The sequence below is a fragment of the Sporosarcina sp. NPDC096371 genome (assembly GCF_044762865.1).
Classification (GTDB): Bacteria; Bacillota; Bacilli; order Bacillales_A; family Planococcaceae; genus Sporosarcina.
The window spans coordinates 144,725-161,639 of the sequence record NZ_JBIWFE010000006.1 but is presented as its reverse complement, the minus strand read 5'-3'; the positions used below and the strand labels follow the sequence as shown (position 1 = coordinate 161,639).

The following is a 16,915-nucleotide window of genomic DNA, read 5'->3' as shown; positions in this document are numbered from 1 at the left end:
ATCTATTGAAAAGTAAATGAGGGGGTGCCTATATGAGAATAGTACCAGCCTTGGTCAAGAAGGCGAAGAAAGGAGACGGAGAGGCATTTGTGGCGCTCGTACAGCAATATGAAGACGTGTTGTACAGAATTGCGAGTCGAATGCTAAACAATGAGGAGGACGTTGCTGATGCGATGCAGGAGGCAGTACTATCTGCTTATGAACGATTACATACGCTTAAAAATGATGCGTACTTCAATACGTGGATATGTAAAATACTTATTAATCAATGTAACAGTGTATTGAACAAGCACAAGAATTTTTCAACGATTGATATCGACGTGCTACCCGAACAGCGATACGATGATTTTCAGAATCTAGAGTTAGAAGATGCACTTAATAGTTTAACCAAAGACTATAAAATCGCCTTTATCTTATACTACATTGTCGGTTTAAACACAAAAGAAATCGGTGCATTTTTAAAGGAGCCAGAAGGGACCATTAAGTCAAGACTGTCCAGAGGTAAAACGTTGTTGCGAAATCATTACTATAAAGGCGAGGGAGTGTTTGTTCATGAAAACTGACTTCGAAAAAGAAATTGAACAGGTAATGACTGAAGAGAAGGAAATGCCGATGACTGTACGGAGATCGTTGGATAGCGCCTACACTAGTATTCGAACACAATCGAAAAAGAAGAAAAGCCGATTCATTTGGAAGCGGGTCACGGCAGCAGCTTGTGCGCTGTTAATAACAGGTGTTGTGCTGACGAATGAACATGTTATTGCTAGTATTCATGATTTCTTTACCTTTGGCGATAAAGGAATTGAACGGGCTATAAACGAGGGCTTTGTACAAGAAAGTGCGAGTACAGCGACTGATCAGCAGATTGTTATCACACTACAGCGCCATTTTTCAGATGCTAACAAAATAGGGCTTGGTTTTCAATTAGAATTTGAAGATCCGACAATCCTTGCTGATGTGATAAGTGTTTCAATGAATTTTCGATTAAAAAATGGAGATGGCGAGTATATTATAGAATTTATTCCGGATACAAAGCCTTTGAAGGGGAATGGTGGATATGCTTCTGGCCTTGATCATCAAAACCCTTTATTAGATGTGAAAAATGGGGTTGTTCAATATGATGTCATCATGAATTCTAATAAAGGTGAGTTTCCCAATTTAAAAGATGCTGTTGTCGAAGTGGAGGGTATCGTTGGTTTACTTGATCACGAGGGGAAAGATTTCATCAATCGCGATTTGCCGATTATTAAGATTGAAGGTAAATGGGATTTGTCGGTAGCCAATCAGGATATCAGCAATCCGATGCCAATAATCGAATATGACATAGATGACCCATCGTCCATCATTCAAGTTTCTTCTGCCAAGGCAAGTCCAACATCTTTAAATCTCATCTTTTCGGTGGATGAAATATATGCGGATGAGAGCCCATTCTCGCACACGATGAAGATTTTAGATATGGCAGGGAATGAATATCTAACTGATGGATATAATATGACTAGAAAAGATAATCAAACAATTATTTCAGCTAATTTCGAGATAACGTCATATGACAATGCGGAAAAACTAACCTTTGTTATAGAGGGAATTGGAGAAGTAGACTTGCTAAGAAAATAGGTAGGAAAACCGGGAGCCCGAGATATGAATAGGCTTTCGGTTTTTTTTGATTATATAAATGAATAATCGTGTATATAATATAAATATAAAGAACCTCGCTAGTGCAGATATAATTATCTAGCACGCACCTAAGCTAGTTTACAGCACTATATACGTCAGAACAATAACTTAAGAGCGGATCGAAGTAGTCATTTAAGGAAAGGAAAGATCTTGAGAAGAAGGGAGCATAGCGCAACGGATATTGGTCTTGCTATATGGACTGTCGAGGTGTATGATTATTTAAAATATTAGGAGTGTTCAGTGTGAAATTACCTTCGTTTCAGCAGGCTGTTGGCTTTAGTGTTGGTGATACCCTGTCGTTATTTTTGTTAAGAACTCTTCTACATGGAAGAAGCTATTCAAGAGCACTTTATGAGCAATTTAACGCCGAGTTCCCAGGGCGTTCTGTTTCTTATGAGTATGTCGCGCGTATGGCTAATACATTAGAATATGATGACTTTCTTCTTTCACACACAGAAGGACGAAAAAAATACTTTCAAATTACTGAAAATGGGAAAAGGCGGCTTCAGGAATACAATACGATTTATGCGCAGCGATTTAGCGAAGTTTTAGCTGTCATCGATCGATTTTATTATGTTCTTACTAAGAATGGGCTACCCCCACAAGATAATATTGAGCCGCTTCACGAAGACTTTCGTCCGTTTATATCTAAGCTGTTATCTGTCAAAGATGTCGTTCGATTTATGGCTTTACGACTCAGTTTGAACCGTAACTCTTTCTATATGGCTGAGGTTCAGGGCCAATTGAATAGCTTGTTCGGTTGGGCTCCATCCAACGGATACTTGTACAATGTTGCGCGTGAAATGGAAGAAACCAATTTGTTGCTAGGTTTTTGGCCAGACGAAAGAAGAACTGTCCGCAAACTATATAAAACGGGTAACAGTGAGCAATTCTATGAAATCGTAACAACTTCATTGACTGAACGGATTACCCAAGTTCGAAAATACTTGCATTATATTTTAGAATTGGTTTGAATTTCGCATAGTTACTAGTTCAATTAGAGTGGATTATTTAAATCCCTAGGTAAATGGAAATTCTTTATTATTTCGCTAAGGAGATGGAAAAACTATGTCATATACACTGATTTTCGATATGGACGGCACTCTATTCCAAACAGATAAGATCTTGGAATTAGCATTGGAAGAAACCTTTGATTATTTGAGATTGGAGGGCTTATGGGAAAAAACAGCTCCAGTTGAGGAGTACCGCACGATTATGGGAGTGCCTTTGCAGGTTGTCTGGGAAACTCTACTGCCTGATCATCCGAATGATATACGTGCCAAAGTAAATGTCATTTTTTTAGAGATACTGATTGAAAACATCCGGGCAGGTAAGGGGGCATTATATCCAAACGTGGAGAAAGTCCTGGACTATCTGACAACAAAAAGTTATTCATTATTTATCGCCAGCAATGGGCTACCAGAATACCTAGCAGCAATCGTCGACTATTACAAGTTAGATAGATGGATTAAGGAAACATTTAGTATCCAACAAATTGAATCGCAAAACAAATCCGATTTGGTTCGTACAATTATCGAAAAGTATGATGTTGAAAAAGGTGCTGTCATTGGAGATCGATTATCTGATATTCAAGCGGCGAAAGACAATTACTTGCTAGCAATTGGGTGTAATTTTGATTTTGCTCAACAAGATGAGTTAGCACAAGCTGATGAAGTTATTGATGACTTAACACAATTAAAAGATCTTGTAGCAACATTACAATTATGACAGGAGTGGTAGTATGAAAATCAGACGTTTAACCCCACTAAATGCCGAAACTTATCTAGCCCTTAGATTGGAGGCATTACAAAATAATCCCGAAGCATTCGGCTCAAGTTATGAAGAAGAGAAAGACCAACCCATTGAAAAGTATATACATAGGTTCCAATCCAGCGACTCCATCACTTTAGGTGCTTTTGTAGATACCCAGCTGGTAGGAGTGGTTACGCTGTTTAGAGAAAACTTGGCTAAACTTCACCACCGTGCAAATATTATCGCCATGTATGTTTCTCCGACACAACGCGGTTTAGGGATTGGTAAGTCCCTGTTGGTAGAAGCCATTCAGCAGGCAAATGATTGGGCAGGCGTGGAACAAGTTTATTTAACAGTGGTCACAACAAACACACCCGCGAAAAAACTATATGCTTCACTAGGTTTTGAAGTCTTTGGCACCGAGAAAAGAGCTTTAAAAGTGGGAGAAACTTACTTTGATGAAGAACATATGGTGTTGTTTTTATGAAACTTCAATACTGTCCATTACTAAACAACCTATCAATTAAATAAGTTCTTTTGATTATTAATACTAAATCTCAAGATTAGAATTATGGGGGCCGACATCAATGATAAAAGAAGTAAATCAGGCAATTGAATTGCGGAAAGTCGGTAAGCATAAGGAATCGAATGAAATACTAGTAAAACTGGTAAATACGTTTCCAGGAGATGCAGTCATTCACTACCAATGCGTATGGAGTTTTGAAGTGTTAGGGGAAGAATCGCAAGCAGTGCTCCTTTATGAGAAGGCCATTCAATTAGGGTTGTCAGGAAAGGAATTAGAAGAAGCTTTATTGGGCTTGGGGAGTTCATATAGAGCATTGGGTAATTATGAATAATCGAAAGAACTATTTCTGAAAGGAATAGACCTATTTCCAAGCAATCGAGCTTTTCAAGTATTCTATTCGATGACGCTCTATAATTTGAAAGAGCATCATCACGCCATGGAATTACTGCTTAACTGCTTGGCCGACACGACGGCAGATCAGGAGATTTTAAGTTATAAGAAAGCCATTCACTTTTATTCAGATAAACTAGATGATACTTGGCGTTAATGGTCTATTATTTGGTTCCGCCAATTAATTTACGATAACTTGGGAGGTGAAATATTGGAAATCCTCATGATTGCAGGGTTTTATCTAAATCCGATTTTAGCTATCGTATTTTGTTTGAATTTAGTAGCCATTATTAAGAAGATTAGCGCAGATAATAAAAGTAACACATCAAAAAACACCTTTTGGCTGACTATTTCATTTATGTACATCGTTTGGTCAATAACAACAGCTGCTTTATTCGCTTATTAAAGTAGTTGTTGTTCAACAGGAAGACTGTAAAAAGAGGAGGAATCCGCTTGGACAGAATCAATCGGCTAAAACAAGCCATTACCCAATTAAGCGATTCAGAGGCCAAGTCATTGCTTTTTCAACTGTTTTCACAAGCTGAAACGAATGAATCTGCGGAATTTGTCAAGGAGTTACGAGAAGTGAAGCATTCGCTTATGGCCGTACCACCTACTAGCCATGCACAAACGGTACATATTGTCTTTGGCGATTCGACAGCTGGTAACTTACAAATTGCATTTCACGACACTGCTTATAAAGAAACGGAAGTGGTCCTTGTTTTACCGGATATATTATCGATTGGCCCTGTGAAGGACTTGCATACGAAAGAGGGGATTCAAGCTCGCTTTCAGTGGTTGAAAGATCGATTCCAAGATGAAATCAATGAACGTGATGCGTACATGCGTGGGATGATGGAAGCTATCGAAAGAATCAAAGCGATTCCACCTCATCAAGATATTGTGATTTGGACAGGCAACAATGCCAACGAACAAACGGGATTACGTCTTGTCCTCGCATTGCTGAAGGACAAATGGAACACCATTTTCATCCTCAATACCTTTACTGCTTTTCATGAAATTTATATCTATCCTGCTTTGGCAGAAGAGAACTATCCGAAAACGTCAAGTGAACTTTCTTCTGATGAATTAGTCCTCTTTTACGACCAATACGATATGCGACCTATACGGAAGGCAAAGCGAGAATCGTTATGCAAGGAAGGATGGAATATGTTGCTCGAAGAAGGCAGGAGCATGTTATCCGACGAACCACACCTCATTCGTACATGGCAAGATCATGAGCTCTGGCATAATAGCCATATAGATTGTGATGACGATTTCATCATCGCTTGTGCAAAGAGGATGCATATGGAAGAAGGCATGTCCGATTTTATCAAAGCGGCGCGTGTTGTTGGGGAAGTATATGGCCAAATGGAGCAATACAGGGGGACCGAATGGATTGAGTACCGTCTTCGCTGCTTAATCGAGCGGGGGATCTTTACGTATGAAGGGGACCTGAAGGCCATGCGGCTGTATCAAGTTAAGCTAAATCCTTGAGTGGAGGACGAAAAATTTGCTAGCTAAGTGTATTGCGTTTCATGAATTCGGGATGCCGGAAGATGTGTTACGTATTGAGGATAAAATCATCCTACCTCCTACGGAAGGTGAGATTCTTGTCAGAATGAAGATGCGTCCTATTAATCCATCTGATTTAATCCCTATTAAGGGGGCGTATTCTCATCGTATTTCTTTGCCAGGCATTCCTGGTTACGAGGGTGTTGGGATTGTAGAAGACGTGGGGGCAGGTGTTTCCCAAGCTCTCTTAGGACGACGCGTTCTACCCTTGCGTGGGGAAGGGACTTGGCAGGAATTTATGAAAGTATCGTCGGATTTGGTGGTTCCTGTACCAAATGCAATCGATGATTGTACAGCGGCACAACTGTATATTAACCCGTTAACCGCTTGGCTTATTTGTACCGAAGAATTAAGGCTGAAACCAGGCGATACATTACTGGTCAATGCATGTGGCTCCGCAATTGGCCGCATTTTTGCGCAGTTAGCTAAAATTCTTGGCTTTCGATTGATTGCCGTAACTCGAAATAACGCCTATACAGAAGAGTTACTTCAACTTGGAGCTGCACATGTCATAAATACATCAGAAACCTCGTTACATGAAGCAATTATGGAGTTAACGAACGGCAACGGCGCAACAGCCGCCATCGATTCGGTTGGTGGATCAGAAGGGACAGCACTAGCATTTTGTCTTCGTTCCAATAGTATTCTAGTGACTATTGGACTTTTGTCCGGAATCACCGTAAATTGGATGAAAATTTCAAATAAGAGAAAGGTGAATATAAAGTTATTTCATCTAAGGCATTGGAATCAACGCGTCTCTATACAAACATGGCAAGCATCCTTTGATATTTTACTAGATCTATTACTAAACGAAAGACTACAGTTAATGAAACCTGATTCTACATATGACTTATTAGCTATTAAAGAGGCAGTATTGACGGCTAGTTCATTAAGGAATAATAAGGGCAAGGTTCTATTAACGAGTCTGTAGGTAGTATTATCCCGGTGACACTGAGTGTGTCTAAAATCTTGACGTAGGTCCAATAATTTATTTTGAAGTTGTTATTTATTTTTGTTAAGAGATTCCCAGAAATACGAACTACTTTTGTGTTGGGGAATTCTCTTTTCTACTTGAATCTTAAATTTTTTTGATTTATAATTTACCTAACGATAGGTAGAAAAAGTGGAGGGTGATTTTTTGTCCAATAATACAAAAGAAGCTATTATAAATGCTGCTTATATTTTAATCGCAGAGCAGGGAATTCAAAAAGCCAGTTTTGCACAGATCGCAAAAGCAGTGGGCATCTCAAAGCCATCAATTTACTATTACTTCGAGTCAAAGGATGATCTAATCAAACAATTATTTGATTACTTCTGCACAGAAATTCAATTCAACAATTACTTTCGTATAGAAGATTTTACGGCCGAAAACTTTGTAGATAAATTAGTCAACATTGGTGTGCAGATGATTCAGGACCAAAAACAAGATCCTTACTACGATAATGTAATGAAAGAGTTTTTGTCCCTTGCGGCAAGAGATAAATATTATTATGATAATTTACTGGAAATTCAGTCATTCTATTTAAAGGGATTTGTGGAATTGCTTAAAAAGGCCTCATCTCTTTCAGTAATTACAGGGGATGCCGTTGAAGAGAAAGCCCATATTTTAGCATTAGTTCTAGATAATATCGGGAATCTAATAATGGAAAATGAAACAATCAATTACAAAGGTATTTGGATAACAGCGGTTAAGCTAGTATTTACGAAGGATGATTTAAATGGTTAAAGTTGCAGAACGAACAATTGGTATTGATGTTGCTCGATCACTTGCAATGTTTGGAATGCTAATTATAAATTATTCAGTTATTACTGGAGCAGAAGGGAAGGGGCCATCTTGGCTAATTAAGTTAACTTCCCTAATTGAAGGTCGTGCTTCTGCTCTATTTGTTATATTAGCTGGTATTGGGATCGCTTTGATGACTAAACGAGCACGAGAAGGAAACAACCAAAAACAACTTCAAAAAGCACGCCAATCCATTTGTAAACGTGCATTATTGCTCTTTGTTCTCGGTATGGGGCTGTATACAATTGGATGGACTGGTGACATTTTACATTATTACGGGATTTACCTTTTCTTGCTAGCTTTCTTTATTGGTTTAAAAAAACGAACGAATTTAATTATTGCTGGCGTTGTTATTTTAGTTGCTCAAGTCATTCAGCTAACCAATGACATGTTTACAGGATGGCACCCAAATGCTCTGTATATGGAGTACATAGATTTTTGGTCAATAAGTGGTTTTATCCGTAACCTCTTCATCAATGGATATCATCCAATCTTCCCATGGTTTGCTTTTATTCTTATTGGGTTTGTCATTGGCTGCTATTCTTTGAAAGATTCACGTATTCTAAGAAACCTTCTTGCAATTGGTTTTACATTACTTGTCATTGTGGAGGGCGCTTCTGTTTTATTAACAAAACTATTAACTCCTGTACTCACAGGTGATGTTGCACAGTTTTTATTTAGCACGGGACCTATTTTACCGAGTATATTGTATATGCTTTCTGCTATAGGTTCTTCATTAATTATTCTAGTAATAATTCTAATGGTTACCCGAAAAGCGGATAGTTATTGGATATGGAAGGTTTTCGTACCATCTGGACAAATGACTTTAACGCACTATATTGGACATATAGTAATTGGGTTATCAATTTTAGAACTTCTAGGTCGAATGGAAAATCAGCAACTCCTGTTTATTTATATTTTTAGTGTTGGTTTCTATGTTAGTTCTGTAATTTTTAGTGTTTTATGGAAATTTAAATTTGATCGAGGACCGATTGAATGGCTGGTACGAAAGCTTACTTAAGAGGACATTTAAAATAGGCGTAATTTGATTCGGGGCATACTTTAAACCACATGGAAACAGCTATTATCAATCACTTATTTTGAATAGAATCGATACGTTAGTTCAATTGACTCTTCTCAGTACATAGAATGACAGGTGGCCAGAATACACCGGCGAGAGAAACTAATTGAACTGGGAGTGGTGGTAAAAGGTGAGGATTCAACTTGTGTTTGAAGAGTGTGATTTACTGTTGAAAATTTCTGGTTGGACAGCAGTTTTAACTCAGCGAAGGAATATCAAAATACCTTATACTTCAATCGAAAATGTGCAAGTTGGACATTTTAAGTATCCTTGGACAGCAATAAAAAAGACAGGCATTGCTACGTCTAGCTACAAAGCTGGACTTTTCATCATTGATGGAGATAAGTATTTCTTATCCTTTAATGATGCCGATAATGTAGTTACCCTTGACTTAAAAGGATTTGAATTTGATAAAATCGTAATTGAAATTGAAGATCGAAAACAATTAGCGAACGAGCTATTAACACGTTGTTCTTCGATTAAATCGGTACAAACTAATCTATAGAATATATCAAAGGACCCTAAACGAAAGGGTCCCTTTTCTTTTTTACCAATTATTACTAAACAGTACTAAATATACTCTCCAAACCCCTCTGATTTCCACGAATGAATGGCATGACGCTCTTTTTCAAATACTTTCTCTAAGTAAATCATCGTCGTTTCGATCTTCTCATGCCCCAGAGAACGCATAATATCATAAATGTCAACACCATTTAGCTTAGAAATAATCGCGAAAGCATGGCGGAAGACGTGTGGGGTGATGATCATCGTCCGATCCGATAACTTCAGTTGTACTAGCCGGGTAATCTCCTTTTTCACATATTGCGATAAATACGATGGGGAATAAGCACGCCCCGTATTTGTTGTGAACAGCGGATCGTCCAGCTGGGCTTGTCCGATTGGTAAGAGACCGCGAGCTTGACGGAAGTTGTGAATACTATGAACTACTTTCTCTTTTAGCGGAACATGCCGCCTCTTATTTCCTTTCCCCAATACATCTAAATAATAGCCGCCCTGGATGGCATCTACCTTCAAATCTTTTACCTGTAAGATACAAAACTCTTCATTTCGAATGCCGGTTGTTGTAAGGACATGAATAATCGTAAACATGATAGGCTGCTGCATGTCTCGAAACGCATTTAGAAGCGTCACGACATCTACTGGCCCTAAATCTCGATTCGGCCGATCATCTTTACGAACAGTGGCTATTCGAAGTCCTTCGTGAATCGGTTGCTGAATATAGCCCACCTTATGCAGAAATGCAAAAAAAGCTTTGAGTATCGTTGTTTTCCGTTCAAGCGTTGCCGGAGAGTATGCTCCTTTTCTGATAACGTGCGGACTATCAGTCGCTAACCACTCCTGATACCTTCTTAAATGACGCGATTGAAGCGATTTAAACAGAGAACCTTCTATTATATAGGCAACATCTACATCAATCTCTGCACTGTATGTAAAGAGCTGCTCGATGAAAAGTAAAAGCTCGCGTTCGTACTCTCGGACTGTTCTTTCCGACCTGTCATTTTCTTGATTCAAATGGCGACGTTCGTAAAGATACCATTTCATCATGTCGGCATCGGTAAAATCATGAAAAGCGGGTTGTCCATTTTTTTCGGCCTGATCTAAAGAAAATTGGAGGGTGTGAAGTGTAGTTACATTTCGCAATTCATTTTTTAATTCAGTTATTTGGAATTGATTGTTTTTAGTGATTAGAAATGTCATAAATAACCCACCTTTTTCAAAATCATAAATACTATAGGATACTCTCTTTATAAATACGATCCACAATCACAGGTATGCATTCAATATTATTCAATAAATCCATTTTACCATAACTTTAATAGAATATAAAAAAAGCTTCCATTTGTTTATGTATACTCTAAATAACGTATAGTAGAATTTTGTTCTGACACATAGTCTATCAGCTATTTAATTTTACCTATCTTATATTATTTGAAAGTCAATCAATATTCGCATATACTTAATCAATAGTCATTTTAAATCGTACTATTAATATACTTGCTACTAAAATTCACTCAATAGATATAAAACATCTGCTATACAATTAATCACCTACGGAAATTCTATCAATAAATTCTATGCATTTTTTCATTTATTATATAAATAGCAACAAAACAGGAGGGATTACATTGAAAGATTGGTATACCAGACTAGAAGTAGCAGAACTACTTGGCATTTCAAAGGCGACTGTCTATCATTACGCCAAACAAAAGAAAATCATCAAGATTGAAGATCCGCATCGCCTCATACGTGAAGCTAGGTATCAAAAGGAGGAAGTGGATGCACTTGCAGAAGAAAGGAAACGGCATCAGCCAACAGGGGTACGGCCTTCCGAACTCGCGAAACAATTAGGTGTGACGACACAGCGTATTTATGCTCTTATTAAAGAAACTGATTTACCCGTGGATGAATTGCCGGTGGGAGATGAGCGAACGATTTACTCCATTCCAGATGAAACTGCCGACTGGATCCGACAAGAAATCGAACGGACTGCATCTACCCGTGGGACGCGGGTGGAGTTTTATGATGCTAAATTTGATATTGCCCTTTATCAGTGTTTCCGCACCCAACAGGGACAAGATATACGTGTGTTGCGTAATGACAACCTGGAATGGGGATTCTATTTGCAATCACGCACATGGATACCTTATGCAGATGGTATTAACGTCTTTCAATACGAGGCGGCGTATCCGATTCATCAACCGAATACCAGCGTAAGGGGCTATACAGATTTTTCATTGCCAAAGGATTTGCAGGAATCATTCGATTTTCTCGATTTTGTGTATCAAGTATGGGGAATTGAAAATATTCGGATCCGTGAACAAGATATGCACATTGATTTATCGATAAAAAGTGGGGGTGTACCACTAGCCATTCCTGTTCCGGAAGCGTTTACAGAAAGTATGATTAAGAAGTTGCTTGTCTTAGGGGATGTCGTAATGGAAGAAGGTTCGTGGACGCTAATCAGTGGTTACAGACGCACGACATTTGATTTACCAAACAATCTGCTGGATGAATTGCAGGCAATTTCGAAAGCAAATAATCTGTCGATGAGTGAGTATGTCGAGCTTGCGGTGCGTGAGAAGATGGAGAGTAAATAGAATAACAATTAAAAGATTGAATGGCGCGTATAGGTGACCCATTCAATCTTTTTTCAATCCTGAAAAAGATAAACGCATTTTCATATCGCACATAAATACCTTCTTAGTCACCATAAAAGGAACATGATCTTAATATAGTCGTTGTTGATGCTGGTGCTGACAAGGCGGAAAGCCATTGATATCCTGAATTATATGAAAATCATATTGTTTTAAAGCAAATTGTGCTTTATATAAATATTCAATCACATGGAGCTTCCCATTTGATGTACCGCATAAAACCCCTGAAGTTCCTTGCCCGTTTGTCAATGAAACCCCTACAGGCTGCCCAATTAAATACGCAACTTTTTGATGCCAAGGCATAGTCATCACTCCTTCACATACATCCTATTCACAACAAGGTTTTCAAGTGCCTGTCTAGATGAATAGAACAAACTAGAGCTGGATTTCTAAAAAACAGAGGGGAAGTCTCCTTTTATTATCCATCTATTCATTGTATACTATAAAGATTCTGACTATGTGGAATACACGAATAGGAAATACCAGATACAGAAGGAAGTGATCAGGGTGTGTCTGATTTTAACAAAAGAACTGGCCGAAAGCATTGAGCAATCAGAAATAGACGCTTTACATTCACGGTTGACGGCTATACAAACGATTGAAGGGAACCCCATGGGCGTTGACATACAGCGGTTTGGTAATGCCACTGCATTTTCTGTGAAAAACATACCAGGTCCATCCTTTAACACCGTTAAAGGGTTAAGTGATGGAGATGAATTGTTCGTTGACCAACTTATCGAGCATTACATTGCTAGAGAGATTCCTTTGCGTTTTGAGTTGACACCTGCAAATGTCTCATCAGACTTGCTTCTGCATCTTAATAGGGCAGGATTTTATCAATCTGATTTCCATACGACTTTGTATACTTCATTGATTCAAAAGCCAGCAGTAGTGGATGAAAAAATTACTATCCGCGAGTTGGAAGCCCATGAATTTGATTTATTTGCAGAAATTTATGCAAATGGTTTTCAAATGCCTGCATTTTTGCAGAGCGGAATCGCTCAAAATAATGCAATCCTACATGACAATGACCACTGGAATTTTTACCTTGCGAGTGTGAACGATGAACCTGCAGGTATCGGTGTGTTATTCGTGAAAGACGGGACAGCTGCGCTTGCGGCGGCAGCTACTGTTCCACATCTTCGGAATAAAGGCGTACAAAATGCTTTGATTCAAGAACGCATTCGTCGTGCAAAAACACTAAACAGCAAGCTAATTGTGGGACAAGCCAGATTTGGTTCTGTTAGTCAACATAATATGGAGAGAGCGGGATTGAAAATTGCCTATACGAAGGCTATCTGGGTACAACAGTAATGTTATTGAACAGACAAGGGGAGATTATATGTTTACCTATCAAATCGATGAGAAGACAAAATTGAAGATGCTAACGCTACAAGATACGGAACCATTATTTTTGTTAACCGATCAATCTAGAGAACGTTTGAAAGAGTGGCTGCCATTCATTGATTATACAAAGACCTCGGCTGACACAGCAGCATTTATAACAACGACTATGAAACAATTTAGTGATAATAATGGATTTCAGGCAGGTATTTGGTATGAAGGTAAGCTTGCGGGTGTCATAGGGTTTCACAAGATTGATTGGAACAACAGGTCGACAAGTATAGGTTATTGGTTAGGTAAGGGCTTTGAAGGTTCGGGGTTAATGACCCAATCGGTTAAAGCATTTGTCAATCATGCCATTGTTGAGCTAGGTTTAAACCGCGTGGAAATCCGAGCAGCTGTAGAAAACAAGAAGAGCAGGGCAATTCCAAAGAGATTAGGTTTTACAGAGGAAGGCTGTATTCGCCAGGCTGAATGGCTATATGATCATTACGTGGATCATGTTGTGTACGGCATGTTAGCAGAGGATTGGAAGAAGTGATTAAACTCACTAGGACTGGAAGTGTATTATGGCAATAAAAAAAAAACAATATTTCTCTTGGTAGGGTGTTTAGTTCTTTTCTTCGCTTTAACCTTTATTCAAAAAGATCATATTCTGGATGAAAAATCTGTAACTAATACGTCTATTATAGAAAATGAAATTCTTGCTATTGAAGTCGATGAGGAGACTAATGCACTTAGCCTATGTGACTCACAAGGTTTTGCATTTTCAATTCCTTTTAGCTCTATTCCAATATATGAAGACTATTTACAAGAACAAAGTGATCGAAAAGTTGAAATCGAGCGAACGTCCTTCGAACTTTTACCTTTTAACAGTTCCGATGGCGGTAAGTATGGGGTCCTCACATACAATTGCGGCGTCAAATTATGCTCCTCTCTACTAGTTAAGTTATCAAACACGTTTACAAGTATCGAATTAGGTTATGGCATGCTGATGGACATGAAGCAATCGCCTACCTTAAAGAGTGCAGTATTTCGCTATGGAGTTAATGAAGGTAACGTAGTACTTAGAAATAACATGATTCCTGTTAATTTGGAAAAAATGGTATTGTTAAATCCAGTGAGTAAAGAGTTATCCAACGAGTACATAGAGTATGCTACTTGGCCCATCACAGAATATAAATGGATTAGTGAACAGAAAATATCCATGCGTGTTGCCGATGTTCAGGACTCTGAGTATGATTCACTTTTAACATGGTCTAGCGGTTCAAAGAAAACTAAGGAAATAGAGATAGAACTAGTGGAATGAAATGATTGATAATTCTGATATAACCATAGGGGGATTTTTACATGAAAATTGTACAAGCAACAATTAACGACCTAGATGCACTAACCGAGCTTTTTGACTTGTACAGACTATTTTATGAGCAACAATCTGATACCAGCGGCGCCAGAGCGTTTATGAACGAAAGGTTAAGTAACGGAGAGTCGGTTGTTTTTATGGCTCTCGATAACAATGAAGCAACCGGCTTTGTTCAACTCTATCCGTCGTTTTCATCTGTCAGTATGAAGCGGACATGGGTGCTAAATGACTTGTATGTAAAAGAAAAGGCTCGTGGCAAAGGATTTGGCGAGAAATTAATACGAGAAGCGATTGCGTTTGCAGAGGGAACAGAGGCAAAAGGAGTACTACTTGAAACAGGGAAAGAAAATGTTGGAGCACAAAGACTTTATGAGAAGATAGGCTTTATCAAAGAAACGAATCATTTTTACTTTTTTAGTGTTTAATGATAGATGTGTGGAGGTTGTAACGTGACTGGAATGTACGTCTTAAAGAAATTTGGTTATGGTGTAATGGAGGAGCCGAAAAGCATCTATCCTTTTTCGCCGGTTTATCATGTAAAAGGTGAACGCAATGATGTAATCGTTAAGAAAACACAACACCCCATTGAACGGGCGCAACAATTGATGAAGTACTCGACTTTTTTAAAGGGAAACGGTGTTTCTATCGTAACACCGACACAATTATCGTTGGATAACCCTCAAACGATTGGTGATGATACATACGTTGTTTATCCTTTTATCGAAGGAATAACCTACTCGGGTAAAGATACAGAAATTATTGCGGCGGGTGAACTATTAGGAAAAATACACGCCCTTTCGCCTATCGAAAATACATTTAAGATGGAAAAATACGATGTGTTTGATTTCGATTTAGAAGAAGTAGCGGAAAGCGTCGGAAAAATAGAAGAGAATGCAGCGCGCCATCATTTTGAATTGGATAATATCTGGCTGGAAAAGAAGCTTCAACAAGTAGTGTCTAGGCAAGAAGAATTGAAAAATTGTGGGTTACCAACAATAACAACTCCGCATGATTTCAAGGCGAATAACTTAATTTATACGCCAGAGCCGTATCTAATTGATCCGGATAATGCGACATGGATTCCACGAATCTTCGATTTAGCATTGGCATTACTTCTATTTCATAATGAATTAACAACAGCTCCAGATGCACCATTTACACCTGCACAATGGCAATTATTCCTGCAAGGCTATTTGAAATCGGTGACGTTCACAGATATCGAATATTCTTATTGGCAAAAAGCAGTGGAGCATGTCTTTTTGGATGAAGTCATGTGGCTGATAGCCGATGTTGAAGAAGATTGGGAAAACCCATCACAACGGATTCTTTTTGAAGCCCTGCTCAAGATTCTGTCCGACCCATCAGGCTATGAAATCCATTGCTAAATGTAACTTATACTACCATACGGCGGCTATGAGGGGATGGGACTAGTGAATAATGTGAAGTTACGTGCCTTATGGATCGTCCCTAATGTGATTGGCTATTTGTTTCTAGTCGGGCTATCCGTCTGAGTTATACGAAATAGCGAAGAATTACACGCAATCGGCAGTTTATCGATTAATGTTTTTTTATAATATTGACATGCTAAGTATTGCTCTTCGGTAGCTATCGCATTTGGACCTGGATCAAAACAGGAAGAATGTAAGTAACCCTTATTAGGTTTAGGTAATAGTAGGTGATTTGTATATGAAAGAAAGTGATTGACTTTAGAGGAGAAATCCATTAAAGTCAATCATTTTTTTGTTGAATATACTACAGTATGCACATACTATTCAGGAACTTAAGAAAGCGAGGGAATTCCACATATGAAGATCGTTGAGATATACGAAAAGTATTTAAGGGGAGAAAAATTTAAAAGCATGAGTGAAATAAAACTTGGAGAACTGCCAGTTAAACAGCCAGCCGATTTGGTAGGAACATCGCCGATTATGCAAGAGCTTGCCAAAAAGCACTCCAAATTTTTTAAGTCCATATAAAAAAAGACTTCCCGCTTTCGTACAACAGCAGGGAAGTCTAGTTACTTTTTTGGAAACTCGTAATTCTTTTTACTAATGGATCCGTTTTACTTACCTGAATAGGTTTTACCATTGGTCTTATGCCTACATTATTTACACTCGCGCTCTCAGCGTTTTGACTAGCGCTTAATTGGCTTAACTTTCTAGCTGCGCGTTCTTTAACATCTTCAGTATTAATTGGAGCTTTTACTCTTACCATATAAATCACTCCTTTCTACCATAATACATGAAACACC

The 16,915-nt window shown here is 38.4% G+C and carries 21 protein-coding genes and 1 pseudogene; 19 read left to right on the top strand and 3 right to left on the bottom strand.

What is annotated here, in order from left to right; translation table 11 throughout:
• Nucleotides 1–32: 32 nt before the first annotated feature.
• The 12 genes and pseudogenes from ACIQ0H_RS16445 to ACIQ0H_RS16390 all read left to right on the top strand — a co-directional run bounded on the left by ACIQ0H_RS16445 (nucleotide 33) and on the right by ACIQ0H_RS16390 (nucleotide 9,286).
• Nucleotides 33–563, top strand: a complete 531-nt coding sequence (locus ACIQ0H_RS16445; RefSeq protein WP_403416978.1) for an RNA polymerase sigma factor — start codon at nucleotides 33–35, stop codon at nucleotides 561–563.
• A complete protein-coding gene (locus ACIQ0H_RS16440; protein WP_403416977.1) occupies nucleotides 553–1,614 on the top strand; it encodes a DUF4179 domain-containing protein in 1,062 nt (353 codons plus the stop codon). Before ACIQ0H_RS16445 ends, ACIQ0H_RS16440 begins: the two co-directional genes overlap by 11 nt.
• 302 nt (nucleotides 1,615–1,916) lie before the next feature.
• The gene (locus ACIQ0H_RS16435; RefSeq protein WP_403416975.1) at nucleotides 1,917–2,648 is read left to right on the top strand and encodes a hypothetical protein; all 732 of its coding nucleotides are present in this window, start codon (nucleotides 1,917–1,919) and stop codon (nucleotides 2,646–2,648) included.
• 94 nt (nucleotides 2,649–2,742) lie between these two features.
• Complete coding sequence (locus ACIQ0H_RS16430) at nucleotides 2,743–3,402, top strand: HAD family hydrolase (protein ID WP_403416973.1); 660 nt, start codon at nucleotides 2,743–2,745, stop codon at nucleotides 3,400–3,402.
• 13 nt (nucleotides 3,403–3,415) lie between these two features.
• A complete protein-coding gene (locus ACIQ0H_RS16425) occupies nucleotides 3,416–3,913 on the top strand; it encodes a GNAT family N-acetyltransferase (RefSeq protein WP_403416970.1) in 498 nt (165 codons plus the stop codon).
• 100 nt (nucleotides 3,914–4,013) lie between these two features.
• A pseudogene (locus ACIQ0H_RS16420) lies at nucleotides 4,014–4,499 on the top strand (tetratricopeptide repeat protein).
• 54 nt (nucleotides 4,500–4,553) lie between these two features.
• A complete protein-coding gene (locus tag ACIQ0H_RS16415) occupies nucleotides 4,554–4,748 on the top strand; it encodes a hypothetical protein (protein WP_403416968.1) in 195 nt (64 codons plus the stop codon).
• A gap of 47 nt (nucleotides 4,749–4,795) precedes the next feature.
• Nucleotides 4,796–5,839, top strand: a complete 1,044-nt coding sequence (locus ACIQ0H_RS16410) for a DUF1835 domain-containing protein (protein WP_403416965.1) — start codon at nucleotides 4,796–4,798, stop codon at nucleotides 5,837–5,839.
• 16 nt (nucleotides 5,840–5,855) lie between these two features.
• Nucleotides 5,856–6,848: a zinc-dependent alcohol dehydrogenase family protein gene (locus ACIQ0H_RS16405; protein WP_403416962.1), complete on the top strand. Its 993-nt coding sequence runs from the start codon at nucleotides 5,856–5,858 to the stop codon at nucleotides 6,846–6,848.
• 207 nt (nucleotides 6,849–7,055) lie between these two features.
• Nucleotides 7,056–7,643: a TetR/AcrR family transcriptional regulator gene (locus tag ACIQ0H_RS16400; protein WP_403416960.1), complete on the top strand. Its 588-nt coding sequence runs from the start codon at nucleotides 7,056–7,058 to the stop codon at nucleotides 7,641–7,643.
• Complete coding sequence (locus ACIQ0H_RS16395; RefSeq protein WP_403416957.1) at nucleotides 7,636–8,721, top strand: DUF418 domain-containing protein; 1,086 nt, start codon at nucleotides 7,636–7,638, stop codon at nucleotides 8,719–8,721. Before ACIQ0H_RS16400 ends, ACIQ0H_RS16395 begins: the two co-directional genes overlap by 8 nt.
• A 190-nt stretch (nucleotides 8,722–8,911) precedes the next feature.
• A complete protein-coding gene (locus ACIQ0H_RS16390; protein WP_403416955.1) occupies nucleotides 8,912–9,286 on the top strand; it encodes a hypothetical protein in 375 nt (124 codons plus the stop codon).
• Nucleotides 9,287–9,351: 65 nt separating this feature from the next.
• Here the strand turns inward: ACIQ0H_RS16390 and ACIQ0H_RS16385 are convergent, their stop codons facing one another.
• Nucleotides 9,352–10,500, bottom strand: coding sequence for a tyrosine-type recombinase/integrase (locus tag ACIQ0H_RS16385; RefSeq protein WP_403416953.1), 1,149 nt, complete (start codon nucleotides 10,498–10,500; stop codon nucleotides 9,352–9,354).
• Nucleotides 10,501–10,928: 428 nt separating this feature from the next.
• Between ACIQ0H_RS16385 and ACIQ0H_RS16380 the strand changes: the two genes are divergently transcribed.
• A complete protein-coding gene (locus ACIQ0H_RS16380; protein ID WP_403416950.1) occupies nucleotides 10,929–11,900 on the top strand; it encodes a helix-turn-helix domain-containing protein in 972 nt (323 codons plus the stop codon).
• 129 nt (nucleotides 11,901–12,029) lie between these two features.
• Here ACIQ0H_RS16380 and ACIQ0H_RS16375 read toward each other — a convergent pair whose 3' ends face one another.
• Complete coding sequence (locus tag ACIQ0H_RS16375) at nucleotides 12,030–12,260, bottom strand: hypothetical protein (RefSeq protein WP_403416947.1); 231 nt, start codon at nucleotides 12,258–12,260, stop codon at nucleotides 12,030–12,032.
• Nucleotides 12,261–12,464: 204 nt separating this feature from the next.
• On the opposite strand from ACIQ0H_RS16375, the gene ACIQ0H_RS16370 reads away from it, so the two are divergent.
• The 6 genes from ACIQ0H_RS16370 to ACIQ0H_RS16345 all read left to right on the top strand — a co-directional run bounded on the left by ACIQ0H_RS16370 (nucleotide 12,465) and on the right by ACIQ0H_RS16345 (nucleotide 16,640).
• Complete coding sequence (locus ACIQ0H_RS16370; protein WP_403416944.1) at nucleotides 12,465–13,271, top strand: GNAT family N-acetyltransferase; 807 nt, start codon at nucleotides 12,465–12,467, stop codon at nucleotides 13,269–13,271.
• 28 nt (nucleotides 13,272–13,299) lie between these two features.
• Nucleotides 13,300–13,842 (top strand): GNAT family N-acetyltransferase, encoded by a 543-nt coding sequence (locus tag ACIQ0H_RS16365; RefSeq protein ID WP_403416942.1) that lies wholly within the window; start codon nucleotides 13,300–13,302, stop codon nucleotides 13,840–13,842.
• A gap of 21 nt (nucleotides 13,843–13,863) precedes the next feature.
• The gene (locus ACIQ0H_RS16360; RefSeq protein WP_403416939.1) at nucleotides 13,864–14,610 is read left to right on the top strand and encodes a hypothetical protein; all 747 of its coding nucleotides are present in this window, start codon (nucleotides 13,864–13,866) and stop codon (nucleotides 14,608–14,610) included.
• A 41-nt stretch (nucleotides 14,611–14,651) separates the two neighbouring features.
• On the top strand, nucleotides 14,652–15,089 hold the full coding sequence (locus tag ACIQ0H_RS16355; protein WP_403416936.1) for a GNAT family N-acetyltransferase: 438 nt from the start codon (nucleotides 14,652–14,654) through the stop codon (nucleotides 15,087–15,089).
• 33 nt (nucleotides 15,090–15,122) lie between these two features.
• Nucleotides 15,123–16,049: an aminoglycoside phosphotransferase family protein gene (locus ACIQ0H_RS16350; RefSeq protein WP_403417185.1), complete on the top strand. Its 927-nt coding sequence runs from the start codon at nucleotides 15,123–15,125 to the stop codon at nucleotides 16,047–16,049.
• Nucleotides 16,050–16,469: 420 nt separating this feature from the next.
• Entirely contained in the window at nucleotides 16,470–16,640 is a 171-nt protein-coding gene (locus ACIQ0H_RS16345; protein WP_403416935.1) for a hypothetical protein, read from the top strand.
• 37 nt (nucleotides 16,641–16,677) lie between these two features.
• Here ACIQ0H_RS16345 and ACIQ0H_RS16340 read toward each other — a convergent pair whose 3' ends face one another.
• Nucleotides 16,678–16,878 carry a hypothetical protein gene (locus ACIQ0H_RS16340; protein ID WP_403416932.1) on the bottom strand — a complete coding sequence of 67 codons (201 nt, stop codon included), beginning with the start codon at nucleotides 16,876–16,878 and terminating at the stop codon, nucleotides 16,678–16,680.
• Nucleotides 16,879–16,915 lie beyond the last annotated feature (37 nt).